The organism is Mesobacillus foraminis (assembly GCF_004340465.1).
Lineage (GTDB): Bacteria > Bacillota > Bacilli > Bacillales > Cytobacillaceae > Mesobacillus_B > Mesobacillus_B foraminis.
Genome location: NZ_SLVV01000011.1, coordinates 76428 through 102902, shown reverse-complemented (window position 1 = coordinate 102902; position 26475 = coordinate 76428). Strand labels below are relative to the sequence as shown.

At 46.6% G+C, this 26475-nt stretch carries 25 protein-coding genes and 1 pseudogene; 15 read left to right on the top strand and 11 right to left on the bottom strand.

Going from position 1 to position 26475, the window contains the following annotated elements:
• Positions 1 to 157: 157 nt before the first annotated feature.
• The 3 genes from EV146_RS19920 to EV146_RS19910 all read right to left on the bottom strand — a co-directional run bounded on the left by EV146_RS19920 (position 158) and on the right by EV146_RS19910 (position 3342).
• Entirely contained in the window at positions 158 to 1714 is a 1557-nt protein-coding gene (locus tag EV146_RS19920; protein WP_132010013.1) for a glycine betaine uptake BCCT transporter, read from the bottom strand.
• Between the two features lie 621 nt (positions 1715 to 2335).
• Complete coding sequence (locus tag EV146_RS19915) at positions 2336 to 2713, bottom strand: DnaJ family domain-containing protein (RefSeq protein WP_132010010.1); 378 nt, start codon at positions 2711 to 2713, stop codon at positions 2336 to 2338.
• Positions 2714 to 2811: 98 nt separating this feature from the next.
• On the bottom strand, positions 2812 to 3342 hold the full coding sequence (locus EV146_RS19910) for a peroxiredoxin (RefSeq protein ID WP_241993993.1): 531 nt from the start codon (positions 3340 to 3342) through the stop codon (positions 2812 to 2814).
• 215 nt (positions 3343 to 3557) lie between these two features.
• Between EV146_RS19910 and EV146_RS27650 the strand changes: the two genes are divergently transcribed.
• Entirely contained in the window at positions 3558 to 3722 is a 165-nt protein-coding gene (locus EV146_RS27650) for a hypothetical protein (RefSeq protein WP_162990137.1), read from the top strand.
• Between the two features lie 83 nt (positions 3723 to 3805).
• Here the strand turns inward: EV146_RS27650 and EV146_RS19900 are convergent, their stop codons facing one another.
• Positions 3806 to 4204 carry a GNAT family N-acetyltransferase gene (locus tag EV146_RS19900; RefSeq protein WP_338419224.1) on the bottom strand — a complete coding sequence of 133 codons (399 nt, stop codon included), beginning with the start codon at positions 4202 to 4204 and terminating at the stop codon, positions 3806 to 3808.
• Between the two features lie 84 nt (positions 4205 to 4288).
• Positions 4289 to 4714, bottom strand: a pseudogene (locus EV146_RS27645) (NUDIX hydrolase); the annotation flags it as partial.
• Between the two features lie 177 nt (positions 4715 to 4891).
• Here EV146_RS27645 and EV146_RS19895 point away from each other — a divergent pair.
• Positions 4892 to 6493, top strand: coding sequence for an ABC transporter substrate-binding protein (locus EV146_RS19895; RefSeq protein ID WP_132010004.1), 1602 nt, complete (start codon positions 4892 to 4894; stop codon positions 6491 to 6493).
• A 92-nt stretch (positions 6494 to 6585) separates the two neighbouring features.
• On the opposite strand, the gene EV146_RS19890 is transcribed toward EV146_RS19895, so the two are convergent.
• Positions 6586 to 7260, bottom strand: coding sequence for a YetF domain-containing protein (locus EV146_RS19890; protein ID WP_373566087.1), 675 nt, complete (start codon positions 7258 to 7260; stop codon positions 6586 to 6588).
• Positions 7261 to 7493: 233 nt separating this feature from the next.
• Here EV146_RS19890 and EV146_RS19885 point away from each other — a divergent pair, with 233 nt between their 5' ends.
• From EV146_RS19885 to EV146_RS19865, 5 genes are all read left to right on the top strand, one after another.
• Positions 7494 to 8855 carry a spore germination protein gene (locus EV146_RS19885; RefSeq protein ID WP_132009998.1) on the top strand — a complete coding sequence of 454 codons (1362 nt, stop codon included), beginning with the start codon at positions 7494 to 7496 and terminating at the stop codon, positions 8853 to 8855.
• Positions 8852 to 9946, top strand: a complete 1095-nt coding sequence (locus EV146_RS19880; protein WP_132009995.1) for a GerAB/ArcD/ProY family transporter — start codon at positions 8852 to 8854, stop codon at positions 9944 to 9946. Before EV146_RS19885 ends, EV146_RS19880 begins: the two co-directional genes overlap by 4 nt.
• On the top strand, positions 9943 to 11064 hold the full coding sequence (locus tag EV146_RS19875) for a Ger(x)C family spore germination protein (protein WP_132009992.1): 1122 nt from the start codon (positions 9943 to 9945) through the stop codon (positions 11062 to 11064). The genes EV146_RS19880 and EV146_RS19875 overlap by 4 nt, the downstream gene beginning before the upstream one ends.
• 94 nt (positions 11065 to 11158) lie before the next feature.
• Entirely contained in the window at positions 11159 to 12016 is an 858-nt protein-coding gene (locus tag EV146_RS19870) for an MBL fold metallo-hydrolase (RefSeq protein ID WP_132009989.1), read from the top strand.
• Between the two features lie 156 nt (positions 12017 to 12172).
• Positions 12173 to 14266 (top strand): DNA topoisomerase III, encoded by a 2094-nt coding sequence (locus EV146_RS19865; RefSeq protein ID WP_132009986.1) that lies wholly within the window; start codon positions 12173 to 12175, stop codon positions 14264 to 14266.
• A 273-nt stretch (positions 14267 to 14539) separates the two neighbouring features.
• On the opposite strand, the gene EV146_RS19860 is transcribed toward EV146_RS19865, so the two are convergent.
• On the bottom strand, positions 14540 to 14728 hold the full coding sequence (locus EV146_RS19860) for a hypothetical protein (RefSeq protein ID WP_132009983.1): 189 nt from the start codon (positions 14726 to 14728) through the stop codon (positions 14540 to 14542).
• A 614-nt stretch (positions 14729 to 15342) separates the two neighbouring features.
• Between EV146_RS19860 and EV146_RS19855 the strand changes: the two genes are divergently transcribed.
• From EV146_RS19855 to EV146_RS19830, 6 genes are all read left to right on the top strand, one after another.
• Entirely contained in the window at positions 15343 to 16617 is a 1275-nt protein-coding gene (locus EV146_RS19855; RefSeq protein WP_132009980.1) for an MDR family MFS transporter, read from the top strand.
• Between the two features lie 136 nt (positions 16618 to 16753).
• The gene (locus tag EV146_RS19850) at positions 16754 to 17986 is read left to right on the top strand and encodes an aminopeptidase (RefSeq protein WP_132009977.1); all 1233 of its coding nucleotides are present in this window, start codon (positions 16754 to 16756) and stop codon (positions 17984 to 17986) included.
• 131 nt (positions 17987 to 18117) lie between these two features.
• On the top strand, positions 18118 to 18390 hold the full coding sequence (locus EV146_RS19845) for an acylphosphatase (RefSeq protein ID WP_181215945.1): 273 nt from the start codon (positions 18118 to 18120) through the stop codon (positions 18388 to 18390).
• A gap of 123 nt (positions 18391 to 18513) precedes the next feature.
• Positions 18514 to 18936: a large conductance mechanosensitive channel protein MscL gene (mscL, locus tag EV146_RS19840; protein WP_132009971.1), complete on the top strand. Its 423-nt coding sequence runs from the start codon at positions 18514 to 18516 to the stop codon at positions 18934 to 18936.
• A gap of 98 nt (positions 18937 to 19034) precedes the next feature.
• On the top strand, positions 19035 to 19367 hold the full coding sequence (locus EV146_RS19835; RefSeq protein ID WP_132009968.1) for a DUF3243 domain-containing protein: 333 nt from the start codon (positions 19035 to 19037) through the stop codon (positions 19365 to 19367).
• Positions 19368 to 19630: 263 nt separating this feature from the next.
• On the top strand, positions 19631 to 20653 hold the full coding sequence (locus EV146_RS19830; protein ID WP_132009965.1) for an NADH:flavin oxidoreductase/NADH oxidase: 1023 nt from the start codon (positions 19631 to 19633) through the stop codon (positions 20651 to 20653).
• Positions 20654 to 20699: 46 nt separating this feature from the next.
• Here the strand turns inward: EV146_RS19830 and EV146_RS19825 are convergent, their stop codons facing one another.
• The gene (locus EV146_RS19825) at positions 20700 to 21659 is read right to left on the bottom strand and encodes a magnesium transporter CorA family protein (protein WP_241993983.1); all 960 of its coding nucleotides are present in this window, start codon (positions 21657 to 21659) and stop codon (positions 20700 to 20702) included.
• A gap of 152 nt (positions 21660 to 21811) precedes the next feature.
• Between EV146_RS19825 and EV146_RS19820 the strand changes: the two genes are divergently transcribed.
• Both EV146_RS19820 and EV146_RS19815 read left to right on the top strand, forming a co-directional pair.
• Positions 21812 to 22090 (top strand): hypothetical protein, encoded by a 279-nt coding sequence (locus EV146_RS19820; protein ID WP_132009959.1) that lies wholly within the window; start codon positions 21812 to 21814, stop codon positions 22088 to 22090.
• A gap of 62 nt (positions 22091 to 22152) precedes the next feature.
• Positions 22153 to 22851, top strand: coding sequence for a TrkA C-terminal domain-containing protein (locus tag EV146_RS19815; protein ID WP_132009956.1), 699 nt, complete (start codon positions 22153 to 22155; stop codon positions 22849 to 22851).
• A 70-nt stretch (positions 22852 to 22921) separates the two neighbouring features.
• Here EV146_RS19815 and EV146_RS19810 read toward each other — a convergent pair whose 3' ends face one another.
• The 3 genes from EV146_RS19810 to EV146_RS19800 form a co-directional block, all read right to left on the bottom strand.
• Complete coding sequence (locus EV146_RS19810) at positions 22922 to 23920, bottom strand: Gfo/Idh/MocA family protein (protein WP_132009953.1); 999 nt, start codon at positions 23918 to 23920, stop codon at positions 22922 to 22924.
• Positions 23921 to 23938: 18 nt separating this feature from the next.
• On the bottom strand, positions 23939 to 24922 hold the full coding sequence (locus EV146_RS19805) for an aldo/keto reductase (RefSeq protein WP_132009950.1): 984 nt from the start codon (positions 24920 to 24922) through the stop codon (positions 23939 to 23941).
• A gap of 272 nt (positions 24923 to 25194) precedes the next feature.
• Positions 25195 to 26283, bottom strand: a complete 1089-nt coding sequence (locus EV146_RS19800; RefSeq protein ID WP_132009947.1) for a Gfo/Idh/MocA family protein — start codon at positions 26281 to 26283, stop codon at positions 25195 to 25197.
• Positions 26284 to 26475 lie beyond the last annotated feature (192 nt).

Here is a 26475-nt window from a genome sequence, read left to right as displayed (position 1 = left end):
GTACCCCTGAAAACCAGTGTGAGAGAACCTTTACAACCAACGATTGTTGGGCCAAAATAGGCGGTAATAAACGCCGGATTATAAGAATGCATTTAAAATAAACAAGCAACGTCCCAACGAAAGTGGAAACGTTGCTTGTTTAATTTTTTTAATCTATTTAACCAGCTTCCTTCACATTCTCTTTGCTCTGCTTATCCACCGTTGGCTTTCGGTTCATTCGAAACTGATCAAGTCCAAACTCTTTTGCCTCCTGATTCAGTGATTTAAGCAAGCTGACGACCATTAACACCATAATGGCTGAAAAGGGTAGAGCTGCAATGACCATGGTGTTTTGAAGAGCCTGCAGGCCCCCGGAATAAAGGAGTGCAAGTGAAGTAATCGAGAGTAAGACTCCCCAAGTAACTTTAATTGAACGACTTGGATTTTGTGAGCCATTGGTTGTCATCATCCCTAAAACAAATGTACCAGAGTCAGCCGATGTCACAAAGAACAAAACAATGACCAAAATGGCTAGAAGGGATAAAACCAAGCTCATCGGAAACCCTTCTAACACGCCGAACAGGGATTCCTCGGCAGCTAATGAGGAAATCGAAAGCAGCCCTGAAGTTTCAGTGACAATGGCTGCACTACCAAACGTTGAAAACCAAAGGAATCCAATAAGTGATGGAACGAGCAGCACACACACAACAAACTCACGAATCGTTCGGCCCTTAGAGACTCTGGCAATAAACACACCCACAAATGGAGCCCATGCAATCCACCATGCCCAATAAAAGATCGTCCATCCATTAATCCAGCTGCGTCCCTCTTCGTCCAGGGGTGCAATCCGAAAACTCATGTTAATGAAGTTTTGCATATAAGCCCCAACCGTATCTGTAAATAAGTTAAGGGTGAAAAGGGTGGGTCCAAGAATAAAGACAATCAAGAAGAGGACAGCCGAAAGACCCATATTCCAATTACTAAGGATCTTAATTCCTTTACTTAGACCCGTCAAAGCCGAAATCATAAATAAGACCGTAACAACGAGAATAATGACGGTTTGGCTTGTCATTGTACTAGGCATGTCAAAAAGGTAGGTCAGTCCCCCGTTAATTTGCATGGCACCAAATCCCAAAGTGGTAGCAATCCCTATCACCGTAGAAATGACCGCAATGACATCAATCGCTTTCCCGACAGCCCCATCAGCATGTTTCCCAATCAGCGGTCTTAATGTTCGGCTGATTAGGCTCAGCTCCCCTTTTCTAAAGGTAAAATAAGCCAGAACCATTGCGACGGAACCATAGATTGCCCATGCGTGGATTCCCCAATGAAAGAAAGTAAACCTCATGGCATCCTTAATGCCCTGATCCGTGCCCTCTTGGCCTGTAGGAGAACTAACAATGTAATGGCTGATCGGTTCTGCTGTACCGTAAAAAATCAACCCAATACCCACACCTGCACTAAAAAGCATGGCAAGCCAAGTTGGACGGGAAAACTCAGGCTTGTCCTCCTGTTTCCCGAGCTTAATCCGGCCAATTGGACTTACTAATAAATAAAAACACACAAACACAAACATGGAAACAACCAAAAGGTAATACCAACCAAATGAATCCGTAATCACCGCTTGTGTACTGCTCGTGATCTTTTCTAACGATGCGGGCATTGTGATTCCCATAAAAACAAGACCAGCAACGATTATTAATGATACATAAAAAACAGTTGAAGCATTTTTCATATTAAATTTTAACTCCCATCTTTGATAGATTCGCAGAGGGTCTTACTTCGATTGGTGACCATAAGAATGCAAAGCCACATAGTCAAAGTATTTTTAGTGATGTTTTCCTAACGAAACAAACCCTTATAAATTTCGCCATTTTATTTCCTTTTAGCTACGACCTCCTAAATAACGCAAGACTACCATTTTCCATCTGTTTGGGTATTGGGTAATAGATAAATTGAAAAAGCAGAGGTATTTTAGGGTGAATCAGTTTTACAGGCTTTATGGGGAATGGTTTAACTATAACAAAAAGCGCTAAACCAATCACATGCGAAATACGAGCCTATTTAGGGCTCTCGTCTTCTTATCCTTTCACAGAAGGAATTATCAAGACCTATTCTTAATATCCCTCTCGGATCCTCTCTATACTTCCGATATTCATAAGGAAGCTGTTCATGAAGGATGAAGTTCCTCCTCACTTTAAAGTTTGGTATAGGAGGTTTTGGGAATATTACCCCATTAAGTGACCTTTTTACAAAAAGAGCGAGCTCCATGCTATGGATCTGCGCCGCCCTATTAATGGAAAAATACTGCTCTGCCGGTCAAAAGTAAAAAGCCAAGGTTAAACCTCGGCTTTTATTATTTAAGCAGTTTTTGTTCAATTTTTCGTTCATAATTTTTAAACATGGCTGAATTGGTGTTGATTCCTCGTTTGGAAATCATGCTGTTGTACTTAAGCAGCTTTTGGCTCAGCTCTTCGTTAAGCCTCTCGCGTTCGGAACTGTCATCGCACTTTCTGATTAAACCCTCAATCGTTGCAACTTCCTGGCGCAAGGTGTTTTCTTCCGGTGTAAATCCTGCATTTTTCATCAGCCTGTAGGCCATTCTCAGGTCTTCAGGGACACCTGACAGATCATCCAGCTTCAGCGGCTTCCCAAGCCCCGGAAGATTTTTGAACTCGCCATCCTCATAGGCTTTCTTAATCCTGTCCTCTGCTACAATCATTGAAAAGTCCATTGCCTGCCCCCTCCATCGATCACGAATTGTATGCTGCTTACATTATAGCCCATCGTCTGGTGGAGTCCTATTAGGAAATTCAGGAAAAGGAGACCACTTCACCTTTTCTTTTCCGCGGGGGCAGGCTGGCTGCCATTGGACGGCACCCAGTTGGCCGGCACTCCCTGCCCTGTTTCCTGGGCATATTGAAATGCCTGCAGCAGCCTGACATGCTCGGATATATTTCTGCCGATTTCTTTAGGGTAAACGAACTTCGCCCTGATGATCTGATCAGGACTGATAAAAACGGATGCACGGAATGCAGCACCTGCTTTCCGGTCCAGGACACGGTATGCGGAGCTGATTTCGTGGGTCCGGTCACTGACCAACGGGGCAGCAAGGTTTGTGATTGCAGGAGTGATCTGTTTAAAAACCAGGTGCGCGTAGGCACTGTCCGTACTGATGGCCAACAGCTCGGCACCCAGTGCTTTTATATGGGGATAAAAGGCAGCGACCGCTGCCAGCTCTGTCATTCAGACAGGGGTAAAATCACTAGGGTAAAAAAACAGGATGACCCACTGGCCGCGGTACTCCTCGAGACGAACTTCCCTGATCTGGTTTCCATCAACAACACCTTCTGCGGAAAACATGGGTGCTGCGTCGTCCCTTGTTGCGCAATACCCAGCCGGATAGGCAGCCAGCGTTTTTACATGAAGTTTTTCATCCATTTCCGAGCTCTCCTCCCCTCTTTAAAGCCTGCTTCTTTATTAAGAGTATGCCGGTATTCCACGAAGTTGCTTTTAAACCTCTCATAATCAGCTGGTTTAAGGGGGAAACTAGCTCTGAATAGAAAGGAGGCAATGTGATGGCCAGAGGACAGGGTTTTCAACACAAGAAAAAAGGACATCCCGGCGATTTTCCGAAAGGAACGCTTGTTGAAAAACACACGACCGAAGCACAGGAAGACGAGGAGCTGCTCGTTGTCCAGGAGGCTTTTAAAAACCGGATAGAGGACGAGGAAAGAAGGTAAATCCCAAATCTCTTAAAAAAGCAAAAAACAGTGATCAGCCAGACACGCCCCTGAAGGCTTGTCTGGTTTTTTATCCTGATTCTCTATAAAGATTTCCTGAAATGTGCAATCTGCAAATTTTGGCCTGCAATGGTTTCTCCTGCATAGGTAAAACCAAGCCTTTGATAAAGCTTTACTGCAGGGGTATTGGCTGCACCAGTGGCTACCAGCATTTCGGAAGCATTACCTTCCTTTATAGCCAGATGTTCAATCAGACTTCTGGCAATCCCCTTGCGAAAATGCTCCGGATGGACCATTACTCGATGGATATCAATCTGGTTTTCGATCACTTTGTAGGAAACTGCACCGGCGAGCTCCCCACGGTCAAAATACCCAAGGAACAGCTCCCCGCAGGCCTTAAGCTGTTCAAAGCTTTCCAATAAAGGCGGTATCTCATCGGTGCCAATCAGTTCTGCCTCTTTTTTATAGGAGGCCCACTGCAGCTCGAAGACTAAAGCCGCAGAGAGAGATTCCTGAATATTTATTTCCCTGATGTCCGGAAATAAGCCATATCGATATAGATCATGAACAATCCTCGCCGGCCTGCCTTCCAGTTCCGGAAGGTCATCCATGGAGAAAAAACGGAGTTCTAGGCTCTCCTCATCATTAATCTTCACTTCACCTTCCCAGTCATCCACTTTATACAGGGCAATCGCATTATAAATTTCATCCCCATTGGGGTATTGGAAATAGTATTCCTTTCCAGACAGAAGATCAAGAAACTCAAGGTCCCTCGCCATTAGCCCGGTCTCCTCGTAAAGCCCGCGCCGTGCTGCTTCCTCAAACGACTCCCCTGGCTCCATCGCGCCACCCGGAATTCCCCATTTTTCCGTATCCGATCGGTGCTGAAGCAAAATCTCCCTCCGGCCATTCAGAACAATTACAGCCGAACCAGCCATAATAAACGGGCGGTGGCCAATCAGTCCCCGAATCTCCCTTATATAATCCCCCATGCCACAAACCAGCTCCTTTCCCATACTAACTGCGGGTCAGGCACGCTTTAGTAAACCAAAGCGTGCCTGACCCCCGCTGTTGCGTTAGTGCAACGCAGAGGGTCAGCCCCCTTTTGTTTCAATCATAACAATTTTGCTGAGGAATATATATGAACAAAAAGAAGGTGGTGTCAGGCTATGTCTCATAATGTGATTTCCCGGAGGACCCCTGCTGGCACGATCCACGTTGTTGACCCATCCCCCTTTAACTGGCTTCACGTTCTTGAGAATACGATGGAAGCACCGGTAAAGGCTGATCGAAATGGACGAGTTATCCCCGCACTTGCTGCTGGGCTGAAATGGGTGGACGATTGTATCCTTGAAATGAGACTGCGAGAAGGGGGAGTCTTTCAGGACGGCCAGCGCCTTACATCCAAAAGCGTTAAGGAAAACTTCAAGGAATTGCAACGGTGGCCAAGTCCGCACTCTTTTGGATCATGGCTGAATTTTCATGAAGAAACCAAGATACTAATAGTCGATGAACATACAGTTCAATTGCAATTCCCTTACCCAGACGGCCTTGTGCCGGGAAAACTGCGTTTCTTCCATATTGCGGCTTCAAACTTCTGGAGAAAAATCGGTTTCGGCTATGCCAAACAAGGCACCGGCGATGGCCACTGGAGCATGCTGGATGCGCCCGGACCCTGGGGCAGCGGTCCTTTTTCGCTCACAAACGGCCACTCGTCGATCCTCAGCCAGACAGCAATCATCTCTAAGAACCCATTTGCCTCTGCCTGGCTGACGGTTAGAGAAGACAGATCTCCTTATATTGTACTTCAGGCCAACCAAAACTACTGGAATCCAATTAACAGCGCAAAACTGGAGCGAGTAATTTTCAGAAACGATCTGAGCTATGATCACGCCTTGCGCCTCTGTACTTCGACCGAAGGACAGGTGGATCTTGTAACAGGGGTCCTGCCCAAAGACGCGGAAAAAGTCGTCCAGTCTCCCTATACAAGGCTTGTCAACGAAAAAGGGAATCAGGTTATAGCCGGGATTTTCAATTTATTCCGTCGGGATGTCAATTTCAGCGACAGGAAACTCCGTCTCGCTTTTAACCTTGCTATAGACCGTGAAGAAATCGTCAGGAAAGGATTTAAAGGCTATGCAGACCTTGTTCCTGCTTTGACTCCCTTCTGGGCAGCTGATTTCCCCGAGAATCTGCAACCGAGACAATTCAATCCGGCAAGGGCGAGCCAGCTTTTAAAAAATGCCCGGTGGAGACCAGGAAGGCCTGTTAAACTGGCCAGCACGGAAAAATACCAAACAATCGCCCGCCTGATCGCCTCCCAGTTGAGGACCAATCTGCAGATTGAGGCTGAAGTCACCATTGTTCAGACAGATCAGGAGCTAAGCTTCCTTAAAACCATTGCAGAAAAAAAGCTCGTCCCAAGCTGGGATATCTTCCTGACAGATGCGACTGCCTCGTTTTCTGAAGATACACCTTTTTATGTCCACCGGGAATTCTTTGGCAGGAGCGGCGCATTAAGGGCCGGCCCCGAGCTCGTGGATTTTGATCAGCTATATAAGCGGATGGTCATCCAAACTGACCGAAAAACCCGGATCAACAGGGCAAAAGCCATCGACCAGTTTATATTTGAGCAAGCATATGCCTTATTTCTCTGCATCCCGCAGTCCCTCTATGCCGTCAACAAACAGGTACATTTTACGCCATATAAAACCATGCTTGATCTGGCGGAAACGGAAGTAACCGAAAAACACTGGTCCAGACGACGTTAAAAGGCCGACAGCTTCTGCTGTCAGCCTTTTTCATCGGGTCGCCTGCTCTTAATTGGAATGCGAATGCGCCGGCCGGCCTTTTAAAAACCAGTCTAATACGTCTGGATGTATAGATCGTCTCCTGGTTCATATTCCGCGTAGCTGATCTCCTCCAGCCGATCGTATCCTTTCGTTTTTAGCTGATGTTGAAGCCATTCCTGGCTGACCCCTGCATTTTGCAGATTATCCTTCAATACAACTCCATCACTAATAACGGTGTATGGCAAAATCCGCTCTTTTCCCTGGATATTCAAATCTCCGCATGTGGCCTGGTCTGCCTCCGTCTTCCGCAAAACGCTGACTGCACCATTATTCTCAAGGATGGCGTACTCCACATCTTTTAGAGCAAAAATATCCTTTGAGCGCAATAATTGCTGAAGCTGATCCAGGTCAAGATGGTTCCTCTTCATTTCTTTCCAATCCAGTTTTCCCTTATTAATGATCACGGCCGGCCTTCCCTCTAACGTGAAACGGAGCTTCCGCGATTTTTGGGTAACCAATTCTGTCAGGTAAATCAGCGCGCCCCATATAAGGACTCCTGTAACAATCATTCCAAATCCAGCCTCCGGGTCGTAGATGGCACTCCCCACCAGTTCCCCCATTACCAGGGCAGAAATAAAATCAAATGGGGAAATTTGGCTTATCTGGGTTTTCCCTAATAGTTTTACAACCACAAAAAGGAGCAGATAGCCTCCTAGTAACTCTAAGAATATACTCAAATACAACAGCAGAACACCTCACCGATTAGTTCATTACTATCTTTATTGACATTATTTAACCGGCTTAACCAGACCATTTGGTGATTGGGTTTTAAAACTTATTCTAACTTGAACACCCTAGACTTTTTCCCGCCCCATGAATGATGCGGACGGTTACGGAGAAGATAAACTTAACATTCCCTGATTATACGGAAATGTGTTAACGGGAGCCTGTGAAGAAAAACAGATTAGGAGAGGTTTCAATGCTTTCAAGAACACCTGAAAACCCTGGCGACACCATAAAGTGGCTTTCGCAAGAGTTAAAGCCTTCCTTTGACTTAGTTCACAAACCTTTACATATGGATGAAAAACATGCGGAGCTTCTATATATTAAGACCGTTGTAGACGGAACACAGCTTCAGCAGCTCGTCATCAAGCCCTTCTTTGAGTTAGCCACTGATCAGCACGTAGAAGCCTATTTGAATTCACTGCCCAACCAGCAGGACATCACCTCCAAAGAACAAATGCTGCTTGAAATGACGAAAGGCAGCGTCGTTATTCTTATCAGGGACCATCTCCTGCTGATGGATATCAAAAAGGTCAATACAGATACAGTTCAGCAAACCAGTATTGAGCCGACAATCCAAGGGCCTCAGCTGTCCTTAAGTGAGGATATTGCAACAAATGTTAACCTGATTCGCCAGCGTTACCACAGGCCATCGCTCGTAATTGAAACAATGGAGCTGGGTGAAAAGAACAAGCAGACATTAGCGATTATTTACGACGAAGAAGTGGTCCTCAAGGACGTTCTTGAACAGGTAAAAAGAAAGCTCAAGGCAATAAAAATTCCCATTATTCAATCCACAACAGAGCTTCAGCGTCTAATGAACGATAAAAGAAGGTCCTTAATGCCGACCATGATGATGACAGAGCGCACAGACAGGGTCGTCTATAACCTTGCCAGCGGGAAAGTTGCCCTTTTATTAGATGGCGGCCATTCCGTTATCCTTGCACCTGCGATCTTTTTCGACTTCATGACATCCATGGATGACAAATACGGATCTTATTGGGTGACAAAATCCCTGAAGTTCCTTCGTTATTCAGGATTATTTGCCTGTTTGACACTGCCTGGCGTCTATGTTGCAGCTACCTCCTATAACCCCGAGGTCTTCCGGGTCGAGCTTGCCCTTTCCATAGCAGGAAGCCGGATCGGGGTCCCATATCCTTCGTTCATCGAGGTTCTTTTCATGCTGATGGTTATGGAGCTGCTGACAGAGGCCAGCATCCGTCTCCCAAAAGCTGTGACAGGCACGGCCACAACAGTTGGAGGTTTAATTTTAGGAACCGCTGCAACAGAAGCTGCCCTTGCCTCCAACATCATGATCATTATTGTAGCGGCTGTTGCAATATCCACCTTTGTCATTCCCATAAATGAAATGAGCTTTGCCATTCGGGTCGTCCGCTATATCCTCCTGGCGTTTGCCAGTTTAGGAGGACTGGCCGGACTGGTCTTCGGATTAATCGGAATCCTGATGTATTTAACCCAGATGGAGAGCTTCGGAGAACCGTATTTTAAAATGTACTGGCAGACCAAAAGGGCAGAAACGAGGAAAATCCAAACATGAGCCGCTACTTTTTCTATCTGGTGTTTGTCAATATGATTGCCAATGTTGTAGCCTCTGTTCCCAAAATACTGATCTCTCACCGGGAAGATGGAGCCATTGTTTCCATGATCCTGTCCTTTTTTTCAGGACTGGTTTTCTGCTATATCGTGACACGTTTTTTTAACCTGTTCCCCGGCCAGGGCCTTCCTGAACTAACCAGAAAATACTTGCCTCGCTGGGTTTCGTTTCCGGTTTTACTTTTAATCGCGGGCTCCTGGTACATTGCGGGGCTCATCACACTGGTGACATTTTCCTTTCTATTAAAAAGGTTTTTGACACCCGACATGCCCTTGCCCTGGATCACCTCAACCTTTTTGCTGTTCCTTACCTATGGAATTTTAATGAAAAGCCGGAGTGTTCTTTACACAATTGAGTTCGTGCTGCTATGCTGCCTGCCTATCATTTTTGTAATAACCCTAAAAGCCTACACAACACCGGAGCTTCGATGGGATTTCATTAAAGAAGCGGTTATGCATATTTATCATGTTCCCGATTTTTCGGCATTCTCGGCTTCTACCTATTTGCTGCTGGGAGGATTCAACCTCATTATCTTTAACCGCCTTTTTAAAAGAGAGCAGCACATCAACTGGAAAAATATGCTGTTCATTGGTCTTGCCGGCGGGGCATCGCTTGTGACTACGTACTTTGTCCCCATTGGCATTAATGGTTTTGAATCGATTGGAGGGATCGTATATCCCTGGATTACGACTAGTGATGCCCTCAGGCTTGAGTTTTTCGTTGTGGAGCGGGTACTTTATATCTTCCTGCTCCTGTACCTGGCCATTTCGTTCCTGAGTGTCCTAATTCATTGGCATGTAACCCTGGAGCTTTTAAAAAGCATAATTTGGTTTAAAAGATTGAGATGGAAAAAACGGAATTTGACCCCATTCCTGTTCATCGGGCTGTTTTGGTTCGTCAGCTTAGAAATTGTCACCTACCTGACCGAATACCAGCTGATAGAGTATACAAGATACTTCCTGAATTATTTGCTATGTTCTTTTGCAGTAATGTTTGGCCTTTTCTTATTTATTAAAAGGAGGGCGGAGGTTTGAAGAAGAAGATTTTGCGTTCCGGAAGACCCTTAATGGCTGCACTTATTGCCCTATCTCTAATTTTTCAGAGCGGGTGCGGATTTAAAGACATTGACAAAAGAATATTTGTCCTGTCCATAGGGATTGACCATACAGATAATGAAAGAAAACCATTTAAAATAATTCTTAAGCTCGCTGTCCCTTCTGGTTCATTGAAGCAATCGGGAACTAAATATACGTATCTCACAAAGGAGAGTGAATCCCTCGCTTCCGCTATCAGGCTGTTAAAGACCCACGTGGATAAAGAAATAGATTTTGGCCATGCAAAAGTCATCGTGTTTGGTGAGGGAATTCTCCACCACGATTTAAGAGAAGTAATGGACTTTTTTATCCGGAGGAGGGATATCCAGAGGGTCTCATGGGTAGCAATCGGAACACCCACTGCGGAAAGTATCCTTAAAGCGGAGCCGGCCTCCGAGATGGCGGGCTCTCATGCTTTATTCAACCTTTTTGACCAAAATGGGGTGGAAAGCTCCTATATTGTGTCCACCTTCCTTTTCGACTTCAGGAGAAGGGTGCTGGAACGGGGAATTGATCCAATTTTGCCAAACATAAGCTCCAGCAAGGACAAGATGAAAATAATCGTGAACAGTTCCACCCTTCTGGCCAACAGCAAGAAGCCATTAAAACTGACCCCTCAGGAAACCAAGCTTTATAACTTAATATCCAATAATGTTCAACGGCTGGATTTAATTATAAAGAAAGACAAACTTCTATATACCGTGTCAATTGATTCAGCAAAGACAAACTTTAAAATCATCACCAACCCAAAACATAGACCCGTGATTAAAATGGATGTCACCATGGAAGGGATCATCGAGGAATCCAATCAGCACATGGACCCTCAAAAACTAAACCTGTACAGTAAGCATGCCAGCAAAGAGGCAGAAAAAAATATAACCGCTTTTTTAACCAAGCTCCAGGAAAATGGCGCGGATCCTTTAGGATTCGGTGTGAGGTATGAAGCAACCAGGCTGCATACGAAAGATACTTTTAAGGAATGGAAAAAACTCTATCCTGAAATGACCTTCGATGTTTCAGTGAAAGCCTCCATCATGAGTACAGGGATAGTAGAATAGCCAGACCTGTTTTCATCCAGGGAAGTGACGGGTATAAAAGGAATGCAGGCGAGAACACTAACGACAAATGAATGAAGATATGGGGGTAATACCTTTGGATAAAGAAGCCCAATACGGCGGCGACTATAAGTTTATTCCCGCTACATCTGTCGCCAGCGGTATGCAGCTCGAAATTGCGCCAGATATTTTCTCTTTCACTGTTCAAATTGTCAATCTTTGCTTTGTGGGAACTCCCGGTCAAAAAGAATTTGTGATTGTGGATGCGGGAATGCCAGGATCTGCCGAGGACATCATCACAGCTGCACAAGAGCGGTTCGGCGGTGACAGCAAACCGAAAGCAATCATCCTTACCCACGGGCATTTTGACCATGTCGGAGCGGTTATTGAATTAGTCCAGCATTGGAATATCCCGGTTTATGCCCATGAAGCAGAGCTTCCATATCTGACAGGCAAAACCAGCTACCCTGAACCTGACGCCACTGTTGAAGGCGGTCTGGTAGCAAAAATGTCTCCGATGTTTCCAAACGAACCAATCAATCTGGGCAGTGATGTCCACCCGCTGCCAGCTGACGGAAGTGTTCCGCATCTTCCCGGATTCCGCTGGGTTCACACACCCGGCCACTCCCCGGGCCATGTCTCTCTTTTTAGAGACAGTGACAGAGCTTTGATTGCAGGAGATGCCTTCGTTACCGTAAAACAGGAATCACTCTACAAAGTACTGACTCAGCAGCAGGAAATCAGCGGTCCGCCTAGGTACCTGACTCCGGACTGGAAAGCGGCATGGGACTCCGTGAAAAAGCTGGAAGCCCTGAAACCTTCCGTAGCCATTACGGGCCACGGTGCACCGATGGCCGGCGAACTGCTGGCAGAAAGCCTCCACAGGCTTGTTCAGGAATTCGATACCATTGCCATTCCTGATTACGGAAAGTATGTTGATGGCGAATCGCATTAGCCCAATACATGTAAAAGAGCCGAAGAAATTCGGCTTTTTTTCATGCGCTCCGGCTTGATTCCTAAGGAACGCGGGGTTATAAATAAAGGACACTTTCATGCTATACTGTGTAGGGAAGTGAAAAGCAATTCCGTTCTTGAAATGAAAGGAGCACGTATGAAATCACTAGTTCTTGCAGAAAAACCAAGTGTTGCCCGCGAGCTTGCCAGGGTGCTTGGCTGCAATCAAAAAAATAAAAGCTATATTGAAGGAAACCAATATATTGTCACTTGGGCCCTTGGCCACTTAATCGAACTCAAAATGCCCGAGCATTATGATTCAAAGTATACTACCTGGAGGCTTGAAGACCTTCCAATTATTCCTGATAAAATGGGCCTTAAAGTCATCAAACAGACCAGTGCCCAGTATAAAGCGGTCGAGAGCCTCTTAAAGCGAAAGGATATCAAGGAAGTCATCATCGCCACCGATGCGGGGCGCGAAGGAGAACTCGTAGCCAGATGGATTCTGGACAGAGCCGGCTGGAGAAAAACAATCCAGCGCCTCTGGATTTCTTCCCAGACAGACCGTGCAATAAAGGATGGTTTTAAACAGCTGAAGCCTGGGAAACAGTTTGAGGCCCTCTATGATTCTGCCGTCTGCCGGGCAGAAGCCGACTGGCTCATCGGCCTTAATGTTTCAAGAGCCCTTACAACGAAATACAAGGATCCCCTCTCTGCCGGGCGAGTACAGACACCAACCCTGGCGATGACGATCGAACGCGAAAAAGAAATCAATTCTTTTGTCCCAAAAGAGTACTGGACCATCCAGGCCGAAGTGGGTCCCCTAACCGCCGAGTGGGAACATAAAGGAGAAAAACGAATCTTTGCAGCTGACAAGGCAGAGCAAATTAAGAAGAAGCTTGCAGGACAAAAAGCAGTCCTTCAATCAGTGGACCGCAAAAAGAAAAGCGAACCGCAGCCTCTTCCATATGATCTAACCGAGCTGCAGCGAGATGCCAACAAGCGGTTCGGCTTCTCGGCTAAAAAGACACTCAATGTCCTCCAGGGCCTATATGAACAGCACAAGCTGGTCACTTACCCACGTACCGACTCCCGCTACCTTACAACCGATATGGAAGCGACGATGAGCGACCGGCTGCAGGGCATCCTGTCCGGCTATAAGGAAGAAGCACGCCCTGCCCTGAACCAAAAAGGCAAAGTATTGGCACGCCGCGTCTTTAACAATGAAAAGGTAACGGACCATCACGCCATCATCCCGACCGAGGAGCGCCTGAACCTTGGAAGCCTTGAGGCAGATGAACGAAAGCTTTATGACCTGATTGTCCGCAGGTTCCTGGCCCTATTTTACCCTGCCTATGAATTTGAAACGATTCATGCTTCCTTCGATTGTGACGGAGAAACGCTGACGGCAAGAGAAACGAATGTCCTTGAAGCCGGCTTTAAAAAGGTGACAGGCAAGGAGGATGACGGGGAGCGGAAACAAAGCCTCGGCCAGCTGGCAAAAGGCAAGACCTTCTCCGTAAAAGAAGTTCATGTGAATAAAAAACTGACAGAGCCGCCTCTTCGTTATTCAGAGGCTGACATCCTTGGCAAAATGGAGAAGTTCGGCCTCGGAACACCTGCTACACGAGCCGAAATTATCGAACGCCTCATCTCGTCCGAAACAGTTGAGCGCCAAAACGGCAGGCTTTACCCGACGAAGAAAGGGAAGCAGCTGGTTGATCTCGTCAATGACGAACTCACCTCTCCAGAGCTGACAGCCAAATGGGAAAAAGAGCTGGAGGAAATCGCGCGCGGCAAAGGCAACCCGAAAGCCTTCAAGGAACGGATACGCAACCAGACAGCCCAGCTGGTCTCTGAAATAAAAGCAAGTGAAAAATCGTATCGGGCCCATAACCTGACAGGCTCAAAATGCCCGGAATGCGGCGAACTCCTGAAGGAACGAAAAACAAAGGATGGCCGAATCCTGGTCTGCTCCAGCATAGAATGCAGCTTCCGCAAGCATAAAGATCCAAAGCTGTCGAACCGCCGCTGCCCGCAGTGCCATAAGAAAATGGAAATTCATAACGGAAAGGCCGGCACCTACTTCCAATGCCGCCGCTGCAACATCGTCGAAAAGGCCGAAGAACGTAAAAAAGCTGTTACAAAACATGAGGAACGCAAACTCAAGCAAAAATACAGCCCCGAAGAATCCTCATTCGGAAACAGCCTCGGCGATTTACTAAAAGCAGCCTTGAAAGAGAAGGAATAACAATAAAAAGCGGCCTCGTGCCGCTTTTTTAGTTGTGTGAGAGGAGGAAACTGGAAGGGAAAACGCAGTTTCAGCGGGCCCCTGAAAGCCAACGGGCAAGCGGGTAAGATTAAGCCTTTTGTTCCATCTGCCTCCTCTATAATTGGGTTTTGGGGTACGTAGAGACCTTCTAGCTTCCCTCTTTCCTCTTTTTTCATGGGCTTGGGGTACGTAGAACTCTTCTAGCTTCCCTTTTTCCTCTTTTTTCACAGGCATAGTGCACGTAGAGCTATTCTACCTTCCCTCTTTCTTCTTATTTCTCGGGCATAGGGCACGTAGAGCTATTCTACCTTCCCTCTTTCTTCTTATTTCTCGGGCATAGGGCACGTAGAGCTTTTCTACCTTCCCTCTTTTTCTTTTTTCACGGGCATAGGGCACGTAGAACTCTCCTACCTTCCCTCTTTCCTCTGTTTCCCTGGGCATAGGGCACGTAGAGCTCTCCTACCTTCCCTCTTTCTTCTTTTTTCATGGGCTTGGGGTACGTAGAACTCTCCTACCTTCCCTCTTTCTTCTTTTTTCACGGGCATAGGGCACGTAGAGCTCTTCTACCTTCCCTCTTTTCTCTGTTTCCTCGGGCATAGGGCACGTAGAGCTCTTCTACCTTCCCTCTTTCTTAGGTAGAGCTCCTTGTACCTCCCCTCTACCTTCTATCTTATCGGGTACGGGGTACGCAGAACTCTCCCCTTTTATCTAAGGGATTAATCACGTATTTTTCTTTCGTGACCTCCCTCCCTGCTTTTCTACGCCACCGGGCACGCATCTCCCTTTTGCGTGACCTCTCCCCCTGCTTTTCCCCGCAACTGGTCACGCACAGTATCCCACCTTCGCCGTAACCTCCCCCACCAAAAAACTTATTTCCCTCCCCGAAATATCTTGTAAACCCGCGCCCCGCAGTAGTATGATACACTTTGGAAACGCCGCCAAAGGCCTCCGCCTGGATCACCATTTCCCTCTAAACCAGGGAGCTGCGGAATGCTGGCGCAAAGGCCAGCGAGGCGGCACTGGCTATAAATACACATAAGGGGCAGCATAGCATCATGAGAATTAGAGATTGGGACCGAAATTTAAAGGTTCGCCTATTTGGCGAAGCGTTAATGAACATCACCTTTTGGATGTTCTTTCCGTTTTTAACGATTTACTTTGCAGAAAGCTTTGGCAAGGGGAAAGCGGGATTCCTCATTATTTTTTCACAGATTTTTTCCGTCGCAGCTAACCTTTTGGGAGGATATTTCGCCGACACCTTTGGCCGGAAACGCATGATGGTGCTTTCTGCCTTGGGCCAGGGCGCGGCTTTCCTGCTGTTTGCTGCTGCAGTCTCACCATGGTTTACCTCGCCGGTCGTGGGCTTCATCTCTTTTACCATTGTTGGGATGTTTAGCTCCATTTACTGGCCGGCCAGCCAGGCGATGATTGCCGATGTGGTGGAGGAGAAGGACAGGAGTTCAGTATTTGCTGTCTTTTATACCTCCATCAATATTGCGGTCGTCATTGGGCCAATCCTTGGGGCAATATTTTATGTAAACTATCGATTTTACCTGCTGCTGGCAGTGGGTATCATTTGTATCCTCCTGGCGCTGGTGCTTGCTAAAATGACAAGGGAAACCCTGCCTCCAAAAATAAAAGCGGACCAGACAAAGGAGAAATGGTATGCCTTCCTGCTGAACCAGGTGGCCGATTATAAAGTCATTATCAAGGACCGGGTCTTCTTGCTTTTCATCGTGGCAGGTGTACTGTCCGCACAGACATTCATGCAGCTTGACCTCCTTTTCCCTGTATACACTGAAGAGAAAGTCCATAACCAGACGCTGTTTGATCTTGGAAACTGGAGCTTCTCCGTAAACGGCGAGCAGGCTTTCGGGCTTATCCTCTCTGAAAATGGCCTCTTGGTTGCCCTGCTCACTGTATTCGTGACAAAATGGATGACCAAGTACAGAGAACGCGATGTATTCATCCTCTCTTCACTTGCTTTCGGGGTATCCATGATCATGTTCAGCCAGACAACCTGGATCTGGGGATTAATCACAGCAATGGCAGTGTTCACGCTGGGAGAGCTGATGACAGCTGGCCTGCAGCAAAGTTTCATCTCCAGCCTCGCACCCGATAATATGAGGGGACAGTACTTCGCAGCTGCCAGCCTTCGCTACACGCTTGGCCGGACAATAGCTCCAATTTCCATTCCGCTGACAGTCTGGATTGGCTACCAGTGGACCTTTTATATCCTCTGCTTCCTTGCTGTAATTTCGGCCTTGCTGTACGGCTGGATGTTCAAGCTGCATGAAAAGAACAGAATAACGAACTCAAGCACTACCTGAATTGGGGTGCTCTTTTTAAAAAAAGGACCTCATTGCACAGCTTAATGCATATGCTATCATTCGGGGCTCTAAAAAGTTTCTTTTTCACCAAGGAATGGTAAAATATAGACAAAGTTTAAAAAAGGAGAATGTGAAGATGAGCGATTTCCAAAGGAATCTCGTGAAATACGCCGATTTGGCTGTTCGCGTTGGGGTAAATGTCCAGAAAGGCCAAACCCTCGTCGTAAATGCAACACTTGACGCGGTGGAGTTTGTCCGTCAGGTTGTGAAGAAAGCTTATGAAGCAGGGGCTAAAAATGTGGTTGTCAACTGGACAGATGATATCGTTTCCAGGACCAAATATGAACTTGCACCAGACGAAGCCTTTACTGAATATCCAGAATGGCGGGCAAAGGAGTTAACAGAGCTTGCCGAGCAGGGAGCCGCATTTATGTCGGTTGTATCTTCAAGCCCTGACCTGTTAAAAGGCATCCAGCCAGAGCGGATTGCCAACTTCCAGAAGGCTGCAGGAAAAGCACTTGGTGCCTACCGCCAATATGCCATGTCCGATAAAGTAAGCTGGACAGTCGTATCTGCTCCATCCGAAGGCTGGGCAAAGATGGTATTCCCCGATGAGCCGGAAGAAACCAGAGTCCCAAAGCTTTGGGATGCCATTTTCAAGGCAATCCGGGTGGACACGGATAATCCCGTTGAGGCATGGAAGCAGCATGATGCCAGCCTTCATGAAAAAGTAGATTACCTGAACAGCAAGCGTTATAAAAAGCTTCATTACATAGCACCAGGCACGGATCTTACCATTGAGCTTCCAGAAAAGCACCAATGGGTTGGCGCTGGCAGCATCAACGAAAAAGGATATGAATTCATGGCGAATATGCCAACCGAGGAAGTTTTCACCGTTCCGCATAAAACAGGCGTCAACGGCTACGTTTCCAGCACAAAGCCGCTGAGCTACGGCGGAAATATCATTGACAAGTTCAAGATTACATTTGAAAACGGCCGGATCACCGACGTCCAGGCAGAGGAGGGGGAAGAAATCCTGAAGCAGCTTGTGGCTACGGATGAAGGCTCCCACTTTCTTGGCGAGGTGGCTCTCGTTCCACATAACTCGCCGATCTCTCAATCAAACATCCTGTTCTTTAACACGCTGTTTGACGAGAATGCCTCTAACCATCTGGCTATCGGCCAATCCTATGCGTTTTGCCTTGAGGGCGGAAAGAAAATGTCCAAGGAAGAACTGGCAGAGCATGGCTTGAATGAAAGCATCACACATGTTGATTTCATGATCGGTTCAGAGCAAATGGACATTGACGGCATCAAGGAAGATGGAAGTGCAGAAGCTGTCTTCCGGAACGGCGACTGGGCATTTTAAGAACCGGAAATAAAGGGCAGTCCCGGTGGCTGCCCTTTATTTTTATGGAATCCCACCTCTTTTTTTGCTATCATGCAAGGGAATATGTACATAAAAATCATAGTCATTTTGAAAAGCTGGGGGCGAACAGGTTGGTACAATGGCAACTTATTGTAAAGGGCAGAGTTCAGGGTGTAGGTTTTCGTTATTTTACCCAAATGAAGGCAGTCCAGTATGGAATCAATGGCTGGGTCAGAAATCGGGAAGATGCATCGGTAGAAATACTGGCTTCAGGGAAAGAAGAAGAGCTGAACCAATTCATCGCGGACATCAAAAAAGGCAACCCGTTTTCCAAAGTGGACCATGTGGATATCCAGGAAGCTGCTGGCAGTGAATGCTGTCACTCCTTTAAAATAAAATACTGATAAAGCACTGGCAGAGTATATGACGCTCTGTTTTTTTGTGTTCCTCTCCCCCCTTGCATTCTTTCTGGCAAAACAGCAAAATAAAAGGCATGGACAGATTTGAAGCAGGAGGATTATCTAACTATGTGGAATGAATTTAAAAAATTTGCCCTAAAAGGAAATGTAATGGACCTGGCTGTCGGGGTCATAATAGGCGGAGCCTTTGGAAAGATTGTCTCCTCCCTGGTGAATGATATCATTATGCCGGTGGTCGGGATTTTACTTGGAGGCATAAAAATTTCGAACCAGAGCTACTCTTTCGGAAGTGCAGTATTGAAATATGGGGCCTTTCTCCAGACAGTTGTCGATTTCTTCATCATTTCGTTTTCAATCTTCCTGTTCATCAGGATTTTAAGCAGGTTTAAAAGGAAAAAAGAAGAGGAAACCGTCGAGGAAATCAAAGCAGATGTTAAGGAAGAGCTGCTCATGGAAATACGTGACCTTTTAAAAATGCAGGCCGAAGCCGGCGGGGCCATAGGCACCCGGGAGCACACGGACCGTTCATAAATCGGCTTCCCATTGGACAAACCTTCCGCCTTCTTCGGGTTTAGCTTCCCTGTGAACGGGCTATTTAAGTAGTACACTCGTTTTAGGAGGTCGTTAACATGGAAGAGAACCATATGATTCATAAAAATGGTGAAGTTGATACAGATAAAGTTGATGAAACGCTGAACCGCATGGACAGCGAAAGAGCGGACGAGATTCTTGGGAACTTTGATGAATTCAAATCCTACCTGAGCAAAAGAATCCAGCTTGGGAAATCCGCCGGCTTAAATGAAGAACAGCTTGCCAATACCGCCCAGCAAATTGCGGATTACCTGGCTGACAATGTGGAGCCGCGGAACCGCGAAGAGCAGCTGCTGAGAGAGCTGTGGAAGGTTGGCAACGAAGAAGAGCAGCATAAGCTTGCTCATATGCTTGTAAAGCTTGCCCAATAATCAGAGTGAAAGTGGGAAACCTAAAACCTGTCGCTAATGACAGGTTTCTTTTTTATGTGAATGGTTAAAGAATTCCTGGAGGCTGCTTAAGGAATTCCCCTAACCTCGCAAAGCCTACGAATTACTGTATCCATATTCACCAGGCTTCCCGCATACATCGGCAACCCATAAGCTGATAGTTTGACGATGCATGGCAAAAAGGTGTAAAAATGCTATATTCAAGCAAAACTTTAAAACCTGCAGGATAGAAAGGAAGATGCAACATGCCCACACTATTGGATTCTTTTGAGCTAAAAGGCCTAAAGCTGAAAAACAGGATTGTCATGCCGCCAATGTGCCAGTATTCCGTGACGGCCAAGGACGGCAAGCCTAATGATTGGCATTTTACACATTACACCAGCCGTGCCGTCGGCGGTACAGGGCTCATCATCATGGAAATGACAGATGTGGATCCCGATGGCAGGATTACGGATTACGACCTTGGATTATGGTCAGACGATCAGATCCCTGCTTTTAAAAGAATTATCGAAGCATGCCAGGTTTATGGCGCAAAGGTCGGCATCCAAATCGCCCATGCCGGCAGAAAAGCGGAGGATGCGGAGCAGCCTGTATCATCGTCACCCATCCAATTTTCCGACCAGTATAAACAGCCAAGAGAACTGACGACCAAAGAGGTGGAGGAAATGGTCCACAAGTTCGAAGCAGCCTTCAAACGGGCTGTAGAGGCGGGAGCAGACACTATTGAGATACATGCTGCCCATGGCTATCTGATCCATCAGTTCCATTCTCCGCTGACCAATAAAAGAGAAGATGTGTACGGGGAAGATAAGGCCCGTTTTGGTGTGGAAATTGTTAAGGCCGCACGCCGTGTCATGCCTGAGTCCATGCCGCTGATCATGAGGATTTCTGCTGTAGAATATGGCGAAGGCGGATATGACCTTGATTATTCTATTGAGTTGGCGAAAAAATACCAAGAAGCTGGCGTCGATATGTTCCACGTATCATCCGGTGGCGAAAGCACATCAGGACCGGCAAACGCTGGGCCAGGCTATCAGATTGACCTGGCTGAAGGAATAAAAGAAGCCCTCAACATCCCAACGATTGCTGTCGGCAGGATGGAAGATCCGAAATTAAGCGACGAAGCCATCCGCGAAGGAAAGGCAGATCTAGCGGCCGTGGGCAGAGGCATGCTGCGCAATCCTTTCTGGGCAAATGAAGCTTCGATTTCCCTTGGCGGCGAACCGCTGACTCCGAAGCCTGTTGCCGCTGCGTACAGCATTCGATAGCACAAAAAACAACGCCCCTTGATGAGCAAAACTAAGGGGTGTTGTTTTATTGAAAGAACGTATTTTTCTTTTTTGTTTTTAAGACATCTCCTGTCCAGCCCTTTCTCCATAGATAAATATAGAGCGCCACAGTCGATAGGATAATCAAAACAATGGAGGCAGGATAGCCATACCGCCATTTCAGCTCCGGCATCACTTCAAAATTCATGCCCCAAAGTGCTCCTAATGCTGCCACAGGGGTAAACAGGATGGTTATCACGGTGAGTGTTTTCATAATTTCATTTCCGCGGTGTGAAGATACCACCTCTTCAAGATTAATCATTGTATCAATTTCCTGCTGGTATTCCCTGATCAGGGTGCGCCCTCTTTCAATCCGCTTGCAAACCCGCTTGAATTCTTTTTTCTCTGCGATGGATTCCCCAAAGGCTTCTTCAGCAGCAATTTTCAGTTCAATGATGGGAATCATCAGGTTTTTCCAGATCAGGATTTCATGCCTGCTCTCGGCAATTTTCTCAAGAATTTGTACATTATTTTGCTCTTTAATCTTCCAGATCAGATCCGTCAAACTTTCTTCAAAGATGTCAATCCTGGATAAATAGTAGCCGACAATTTCGCCAAGCAGGATAAAAAAACCTTCAATCGCATTATCGGCCCGGTCCATCTGATCATAGACCGCATCCGAATAGTTCGATCTCAAGTCTTCCAGATCAATGCCTGCCGTAATAAAACAATCCTTTTCCACATAAAAGTGGAAGGCCTTTTTATCCTCCCGGCTGTCAATGTCCTGCTGATAGACCAGAGAGCCAAAAAGATGTTCCTTGCCTTCAGCCCTCGTATCAATCACAAGGCTGTTGCCGTAGTCGTCTTCTAGTTCTTCCAGCCACTTCTCAAAGGAAGGCCGTTCCTGCATCACCTCTTGAAAGGCATCAAGCCTGTCTTCGCGGTGCTTTTGCCATACCCAGCTATCTCCATTGAATGAATGCTTCATCGTAATGATCCTTTCCAAACATAGTTACTTTCCATACTTCCCTATTCCCTGTCCGCCAAAACGAAACATGTAAAATATGGAAGTTTCCTACTTTTATTAAAGGGTAACGTAATAGAACAGCATGTTCTAAAGACCCATCATGAAAAATGATTTTAAGGAGGAATATGAATATGCAAACCAATACACTAAAATCCTATTTACTAATCGGGGCCGGGGCCGCTGCCGTCTGGATGGCCTTAAATCCAAAGCAGAATGTCAATAAAGTAAAAAATATGACGGCAAGCATTAAAGACAAAATCACACCCACAAAGTTTAAAGAAACCGATGTTGTCCCCGTAATGAAGGCGGGCAATCCCGACCCGCTTGACCTTGAAGACAATAAAATGGTCAGTGAAGGGTCCATGTACGGTGTTGATTACTACAACGAGAATCTTCAGCAAACCCGATAAAGCACCCTGGGGACCATTTTCCCCAGGTTCTTTTTCATGTAATAGACAAAAGGAAGGATATTATGGGTTACTTATTTGTTTTAGTTTATTTGGCCATTGTACTGGCTGTTATAGAAATCAATGTGGTCCTGTTTACCGCGACCGGACTGGAGCGGACCGTAGCGCGGTTCCAGGTGATTTCCATGCTGACCGGGACCGGATTTACAACCGGAGAATCCGAGCTCATCATCGACCACCCGATCCGAAGGAAGCTTGGGGCGTTTTTGATCCTGTTCGGCGCCTTTTCCCTGGCCGTTATTATATCCGCTATCTCGAACTTATTGTCCGACAGTTTCTTTACACTTGAAATCGCGTATATCGCAGGATTTCTCATTGTATCCATCTTTATTTTAAAAACACCTTTAGTAAAAAAAAGACTCTCAAACCTCTTTGAAAAAGAACTTGAAGAGCATTACGAGCTTGCCGACCTGCCGATCGCGGACGTCTTGCTGACCAGCAAGGAAGATGAAATCGTAGAAATCGCCATCGATGAAGACTCCGGATTTGCAGGCAAATGTTTTAAGGATATCATTTCCAGCGATTCAGATATCATGGTTCTTTTTATCATCAGGGGGGACTTAAAAATCAGAACTGAGGGATACACCAAGGAGCTTCAGCCCGGGGACAAAGCACTTCTGTATGGAAACGGCAAGGCGATAAGAAAAAAATTCGAAAAGAATATTGTCCAGCACCAGCACACTTCCAATCCCGGAAGAAGTTAAAAGCTTGCAATCGGCCTAGATTGCAAGCTTCCTTATAATTTACCAATATAAAAGTAAATCACCCTGAAAATTAACGGACTACGGCCACGGGTTCTTTCTGCTCCATTGACTGATAGCACCAGTCAATCACCCTCATATTTTGAAGAGTGTTGTCCACCCGGTAAATAGGCTCTTTATTTTCAAGGATGGCTTGGGCAAAATGAGAAACCTGAAGTTCGTAGATATCGCCATAAAGCTGTTCGGTACGTTCTCCCTCCTCGGTCTGTACGATTACAAGACCTTCTCCGCCATCTACATCCGTCCGGAAAGCTCTGGGAACATGGATTTTTCCTTTAGTCCCAACTACTTCATACTCATGTCGGAACGCCATATCGAAACTGCAGTCAAAAGAAGCCTGGATGCCGTTTTCAAACTTTAGATGGCCAAACGCCGACAGGTCAACCTTCCTCTCGGGATCAATTACCCCTTGGACGCTGACTTCCACCGGTTCCGCTCCGAGAATGTTCCGGATGGCATGGATTGAATAGCAGCCCACATCATAAAGGCTTCCGCCGCCCTTTTCCTTAGCGACCCTGATATTGGTCTCCCTGTCATCCAGGTAAAAAGAAAAGCTTGATCTCATCAGTTTTACATCGCCAATCTCCCCAGACTGGATGATCTCCCTTACTCTCTGATGCTGCGGGTGAAATTGGTACATGAACGCTTCCATGAATGTAACACCATGCTCCCCGCAAGTGTTTATCATTTCCTTTGTCTCTTCATGAGTCAGAGCAGCCGGCTTTTCACATAGAATATGCTTGCCGCTTCTGGCAGCCTCCATCACCCATTTTTTATGAAGGTGGTTTGGCAGCGGGATATAGACGGCATCTATTTCCGGATCCCTCAGCAGTGCCTCGTAGCTGTCATAAGCTTTTGGGATATTGTACTCCTCCGCCGCCTTCTTTGCCTTGCCGCTCTCGCTGGCGATCGCCAACACCTTCCCATTTTCCGACCTCTGAATGGCAGGCAGTACTTGGGTAAGGGCAATATTGGCTGTACTTAAAATTCCCCATCGTATGTTTCCCATCATGTTCCTCCCCATCACCAATTAATAAGGTCCTCTAATAGAGCTTTTGACCTGTTCTTCATAGAACGCAGTTAGCGCTTTTAACTCTTTCCCGGTAAACGGCCTCTCATCCAAAGCCTCCAAATTTTGAAGAACCTGCTTTTCATTTTTGAACCCTGGGATAATGCAGGAGACTTCCTCCTGATCAAGAATCCACCTTAACGCTGCCGAAGCCATGGATTTCCGTCCTTCAGCGATCCATCCCAGCTGATCTGCCAGTTCCACCCCTTTAGCAAATCCAAGGCCTGCAAAGGTTTCGCCTACATTGAAAGCCGCACCATGTTCATTAAAATTCCGATGGTCATCTTCTTCAAAAACATGATCCTTCGTAAATTTGCCAGTCAACAATCCACTCGCCAGCGGCAGCCTGACAAGAATGCCGACTCCGTTTTTCTTCGCTTCGGGAAGCAGGGATTCCAGAGGCTTCTGGCGGAAGATGTTGAAAATCACCTGCAGTGCTTTGACATTCAGATTTTGCAGGCACAGCAAGCCTTCTTCAACGGTCTCCACGCTGACTCCGTAATTCCTGATTTTCCCTTCCTGCTGAAGCTTGTCCAGAACCTCGAACACCTGGCCATCCTTAAGGATTTCAATGGGCGGGCAGTGAATTTGATATAAATCAAGCGCTTCCCTGTTCAGGCGTTTCAGGCTTGCTTCACAATAGGCCGCAACCCGGTCATAAGTATAAGTCTCCGGATCATGAATATCCCCTGCCCGGCAAAATTTGGTCGCAATGTGGATCTTGTCCTCTTTGCCTTTCGTTGCCTTTGCAAGCAATTCTTCACTGTGGCCGTCACCGTACACATCAGCAGTATCAAAGAAATTTACTCCTTCGCCAATGGCCCTTTCCAGGGAATTGAGGGCCTCTTCATCGCTCGTTTTCCCCCAGGATCCGCCGATTGCCCAGGTCCCAAAACTGACTTCGCTTACTTTTAAACCTGTATTGCCCAATGCTCTGTAATTCATATGTACTGGCTCCTTTTAATAGATTTCCAAGCTGTAAACTTCGAATATTCTCAAAGATTACTATATAAAATAGCACTTCCCCCTTCCCATACCGCAGAAAGGGGATAAAGCAGCATAGTGTTAAAACACTCTAGTATCATCTTACAACACTTAGTATACCGGGTAAAATAAGTAACACAGCCCACTGTGTAAGCAGCAGGTTTCCCCTACATTTTAGATATTTCACAATAAAAGGACGGGCCTTTGGAAAAACAAGTACGGAAAAGATAAAGTTAAGCAAAACTGGCCCACGGCTGCCGGCTCACCTTTACGGTTTCACCTGTTGCAATCGCCTCCTCTATCTTGAAGCCGATATAGCAATCCTGGGATGCATCGGGCAAGCCATAAAAATCCGGACCCCCGGAGATATAATCCGCCATCTTCTGCAGGCAGGCGGCAATGGCAATTTCATCGTCGTAGAGTCTGGCAGGAGCAAACGGATTTCGGTACACCCAGCTTTCGCCGGCAATGATCCCTGCCAAATAATAACCTTCCTGATTCTCACCTTCTCCTCTGTTAATGCGTTTCAGTTCAAGGGGAAGCGGTGTCGCAAAATCACTCAATAGTTTCACCTGACTATCAAACAGCTCCCCCTTTACACCTCTGACGGATAGATGATTGGAGCGAATCCAGGACCGGTGCTGATCTTTGGTAAAATCATAGATTCCAAGCTTTTCCCCAAACTGGATCCAGGCGAGATCACGCTCTGTAAATAAAGTTTTCTCCTCCCTTGGCGGCCCCATTCGGTCCGGTCCTGCCAAAATGGGAGAGGTGAACCTTATCGCTTTTATTTCTGCCTCCTCAAATTGGATTCCAAGCATCTTCCGGATCAGGCTGGCTCCATGATACATATGAGAGACAGAGACCGTTGCCTGAGTAATCTCCCCCAGGCGGCCCGAGTCAATCAGCGCCAGCCTCGCCTGATTCAGTGGATGAAGATGATATTGCTCCGCTACCTGGACCATTGCCCCGTTGACTGTCAGCCTTTCATGAAGGGCCAGCAGGTCATCCAGATTCTGGCCTGGCGGCGTCTCAGTCAGAACAGGTATACCAGTGTCCGCTAATTGAAATAAGGACTGCGCACACTCAGAACCACTTACAGACAAAACCACAAAGTCCGGCTTCTCCTTTGTAAGGAGCAGTTCCATATTCCTGTAGGTCTTCACTCCCCACTTCCGCTCCATTTCCCCGCCTTTTTCTCCATCTCTCACCACCATGCCGGCCACATGAAATAAATCCGGCAATGCTTGTGCAATCCTTAAATAATATTGGGCCCTGAAGCCGGCACCGCCAATGATGCTGAATGAAATTTTCCTAAGCATATCTTCCCTCCCAATTTTCAAAGCTGCCAAAAGTCAGTGCTGCCTCTCCGTTCATATGGAATGAACTTGCTGACTTTGTTCTCTGTACTATTTTTCATTCTGTGCAATGTTCGGCTCATTAAATGTTAAATCAATCCAGTGCCTATACAATCCCAAACATTGAAAAATACCCCAAAGTCTCTGACTCTGGGA

Bases quoted from the DNA above. Each gene is read 5' to 3' on its own strand.
- EV146_RS19850 (WP_132009977.1), top strand. From the start codon at position 16,754: ATGAGCGATTTCCAAAGGAATCTCGTGAAATACGCCGATTTGGCTGTT.
- EV146_RS19855 (WP_132009980.1), top strand. From the start codon at position 15,343: ATGAGAATTAGAGATTGGGACCGAAATTTAAAGGTTCGCCTATTTGGC.
- EV146_RS19835 (WP_132009968.1), top strand. From the start codon at position 19,035: ATGGAAGAGAACCATATGATTCATAAAAATGGTGAAGTTGATACAGAT.
- EV146_RS19800 (WP_132009947.1), bottom strand. From the start codon at position 26,283: ATGCTTAGGAAAATTTCATTCAGCATCATTGGCGGTGCCGGCTTCAGG.
- EV146_RS19820 (WP_132009959.1), top strand. From the start codon at position 21,812: ATGCAAACCAATACACTAAAATCCTATTTACTAATCGGGGCCGGGGCC.
- EV146_RS19805 (WP_132009950.1), bottom strand. From the start codon at position 24,922: ATGAATTACAGAGCATTGGGCAATACAGGTTTAAAAGTAAGCGAAGTC.
- EV146_RS19880 (WP_132009995.1), top strand. From the start codon at position 8,852: ATGAGCCGCTACTTTTTCTATCTGGTGTTTGTCAATATGATTGCCAAT.
- EV146_RS19915 (WP_132010010.1), bottom strand. From the start codon at position 2,713: ATGGACTTTTCAATGATTGTAGCAGAGGACAGGATTAAGAAAGCCTAT.
- mscL (WP_132009971.1), top strand. From the start codon at position 18,514: ATGTGGAATGAATTTAAAAAATTTGCCCTAAAAGGAAATGTAATGGAC.
- EV146_RS19860 (WP_132009983.1), bottom strand. From the start codon at position 14,728: ATGCCCAGGGAAACAGAGGAAAGAGGGAAGGTAGGAGAGTTCTACGTG.
- EV146_RS27650 (WP_162990137.1), top strand. From the start codon at position 3,558: ATGGCCAGAGGACAGGGTTTTCAACACAAGAAAAAAGGACATCCCGGC.
- EV146_RS19885 (WP_132009998.1), top strand. From the start codon at position 7,494: ATGCTTTCAAGAACACCTGAAAACCCTGGCGACACCATAAAGTGGCTT.
- EV146_RS19895 (WP_132010004.1), top strand. From the start codon at position 4,892: ATGTCTCATAATGTGATTTCCCGGAGGACCCCTGCTGGCACGATCCAC.
- EV146_RS19865 (WP_132009986.1), top strand. From the start codon at position 12,173: ATGAAATCACTAGTTCTTGCAGAAAAACCAAGTGTTGCCCGCGAGCTT.
- EV146_RS19920 (WP_132010013.1), bottom strand. From the start codon at position 1,714: ATGAAAAATGCTTCAACTGTTTTTTATGTATCATTAATAATCGTTGCT.
- EV146_RS19810 (WP_132009953.1), bottom strand. From the start codon at position 23,920: ATGATGGGAAACATACGATGGGGAATTTTAAGTACAGCCAATATTGCC.
- EV146_RS19830 (WP_132009965.1), top strand. From the start codon at position 19,631: ATGCCCACACTATTGGATTCTTTTGAGCTAAAAGGCCTAAAGCTGAAA.
- EV146_RS19815 (WP_132009956.1), top strand. From the start codon at position 22,153: ATGGGTTACTTATTTGTTTTAGTTTATTTGGCCATTGTACTGGCTGTT.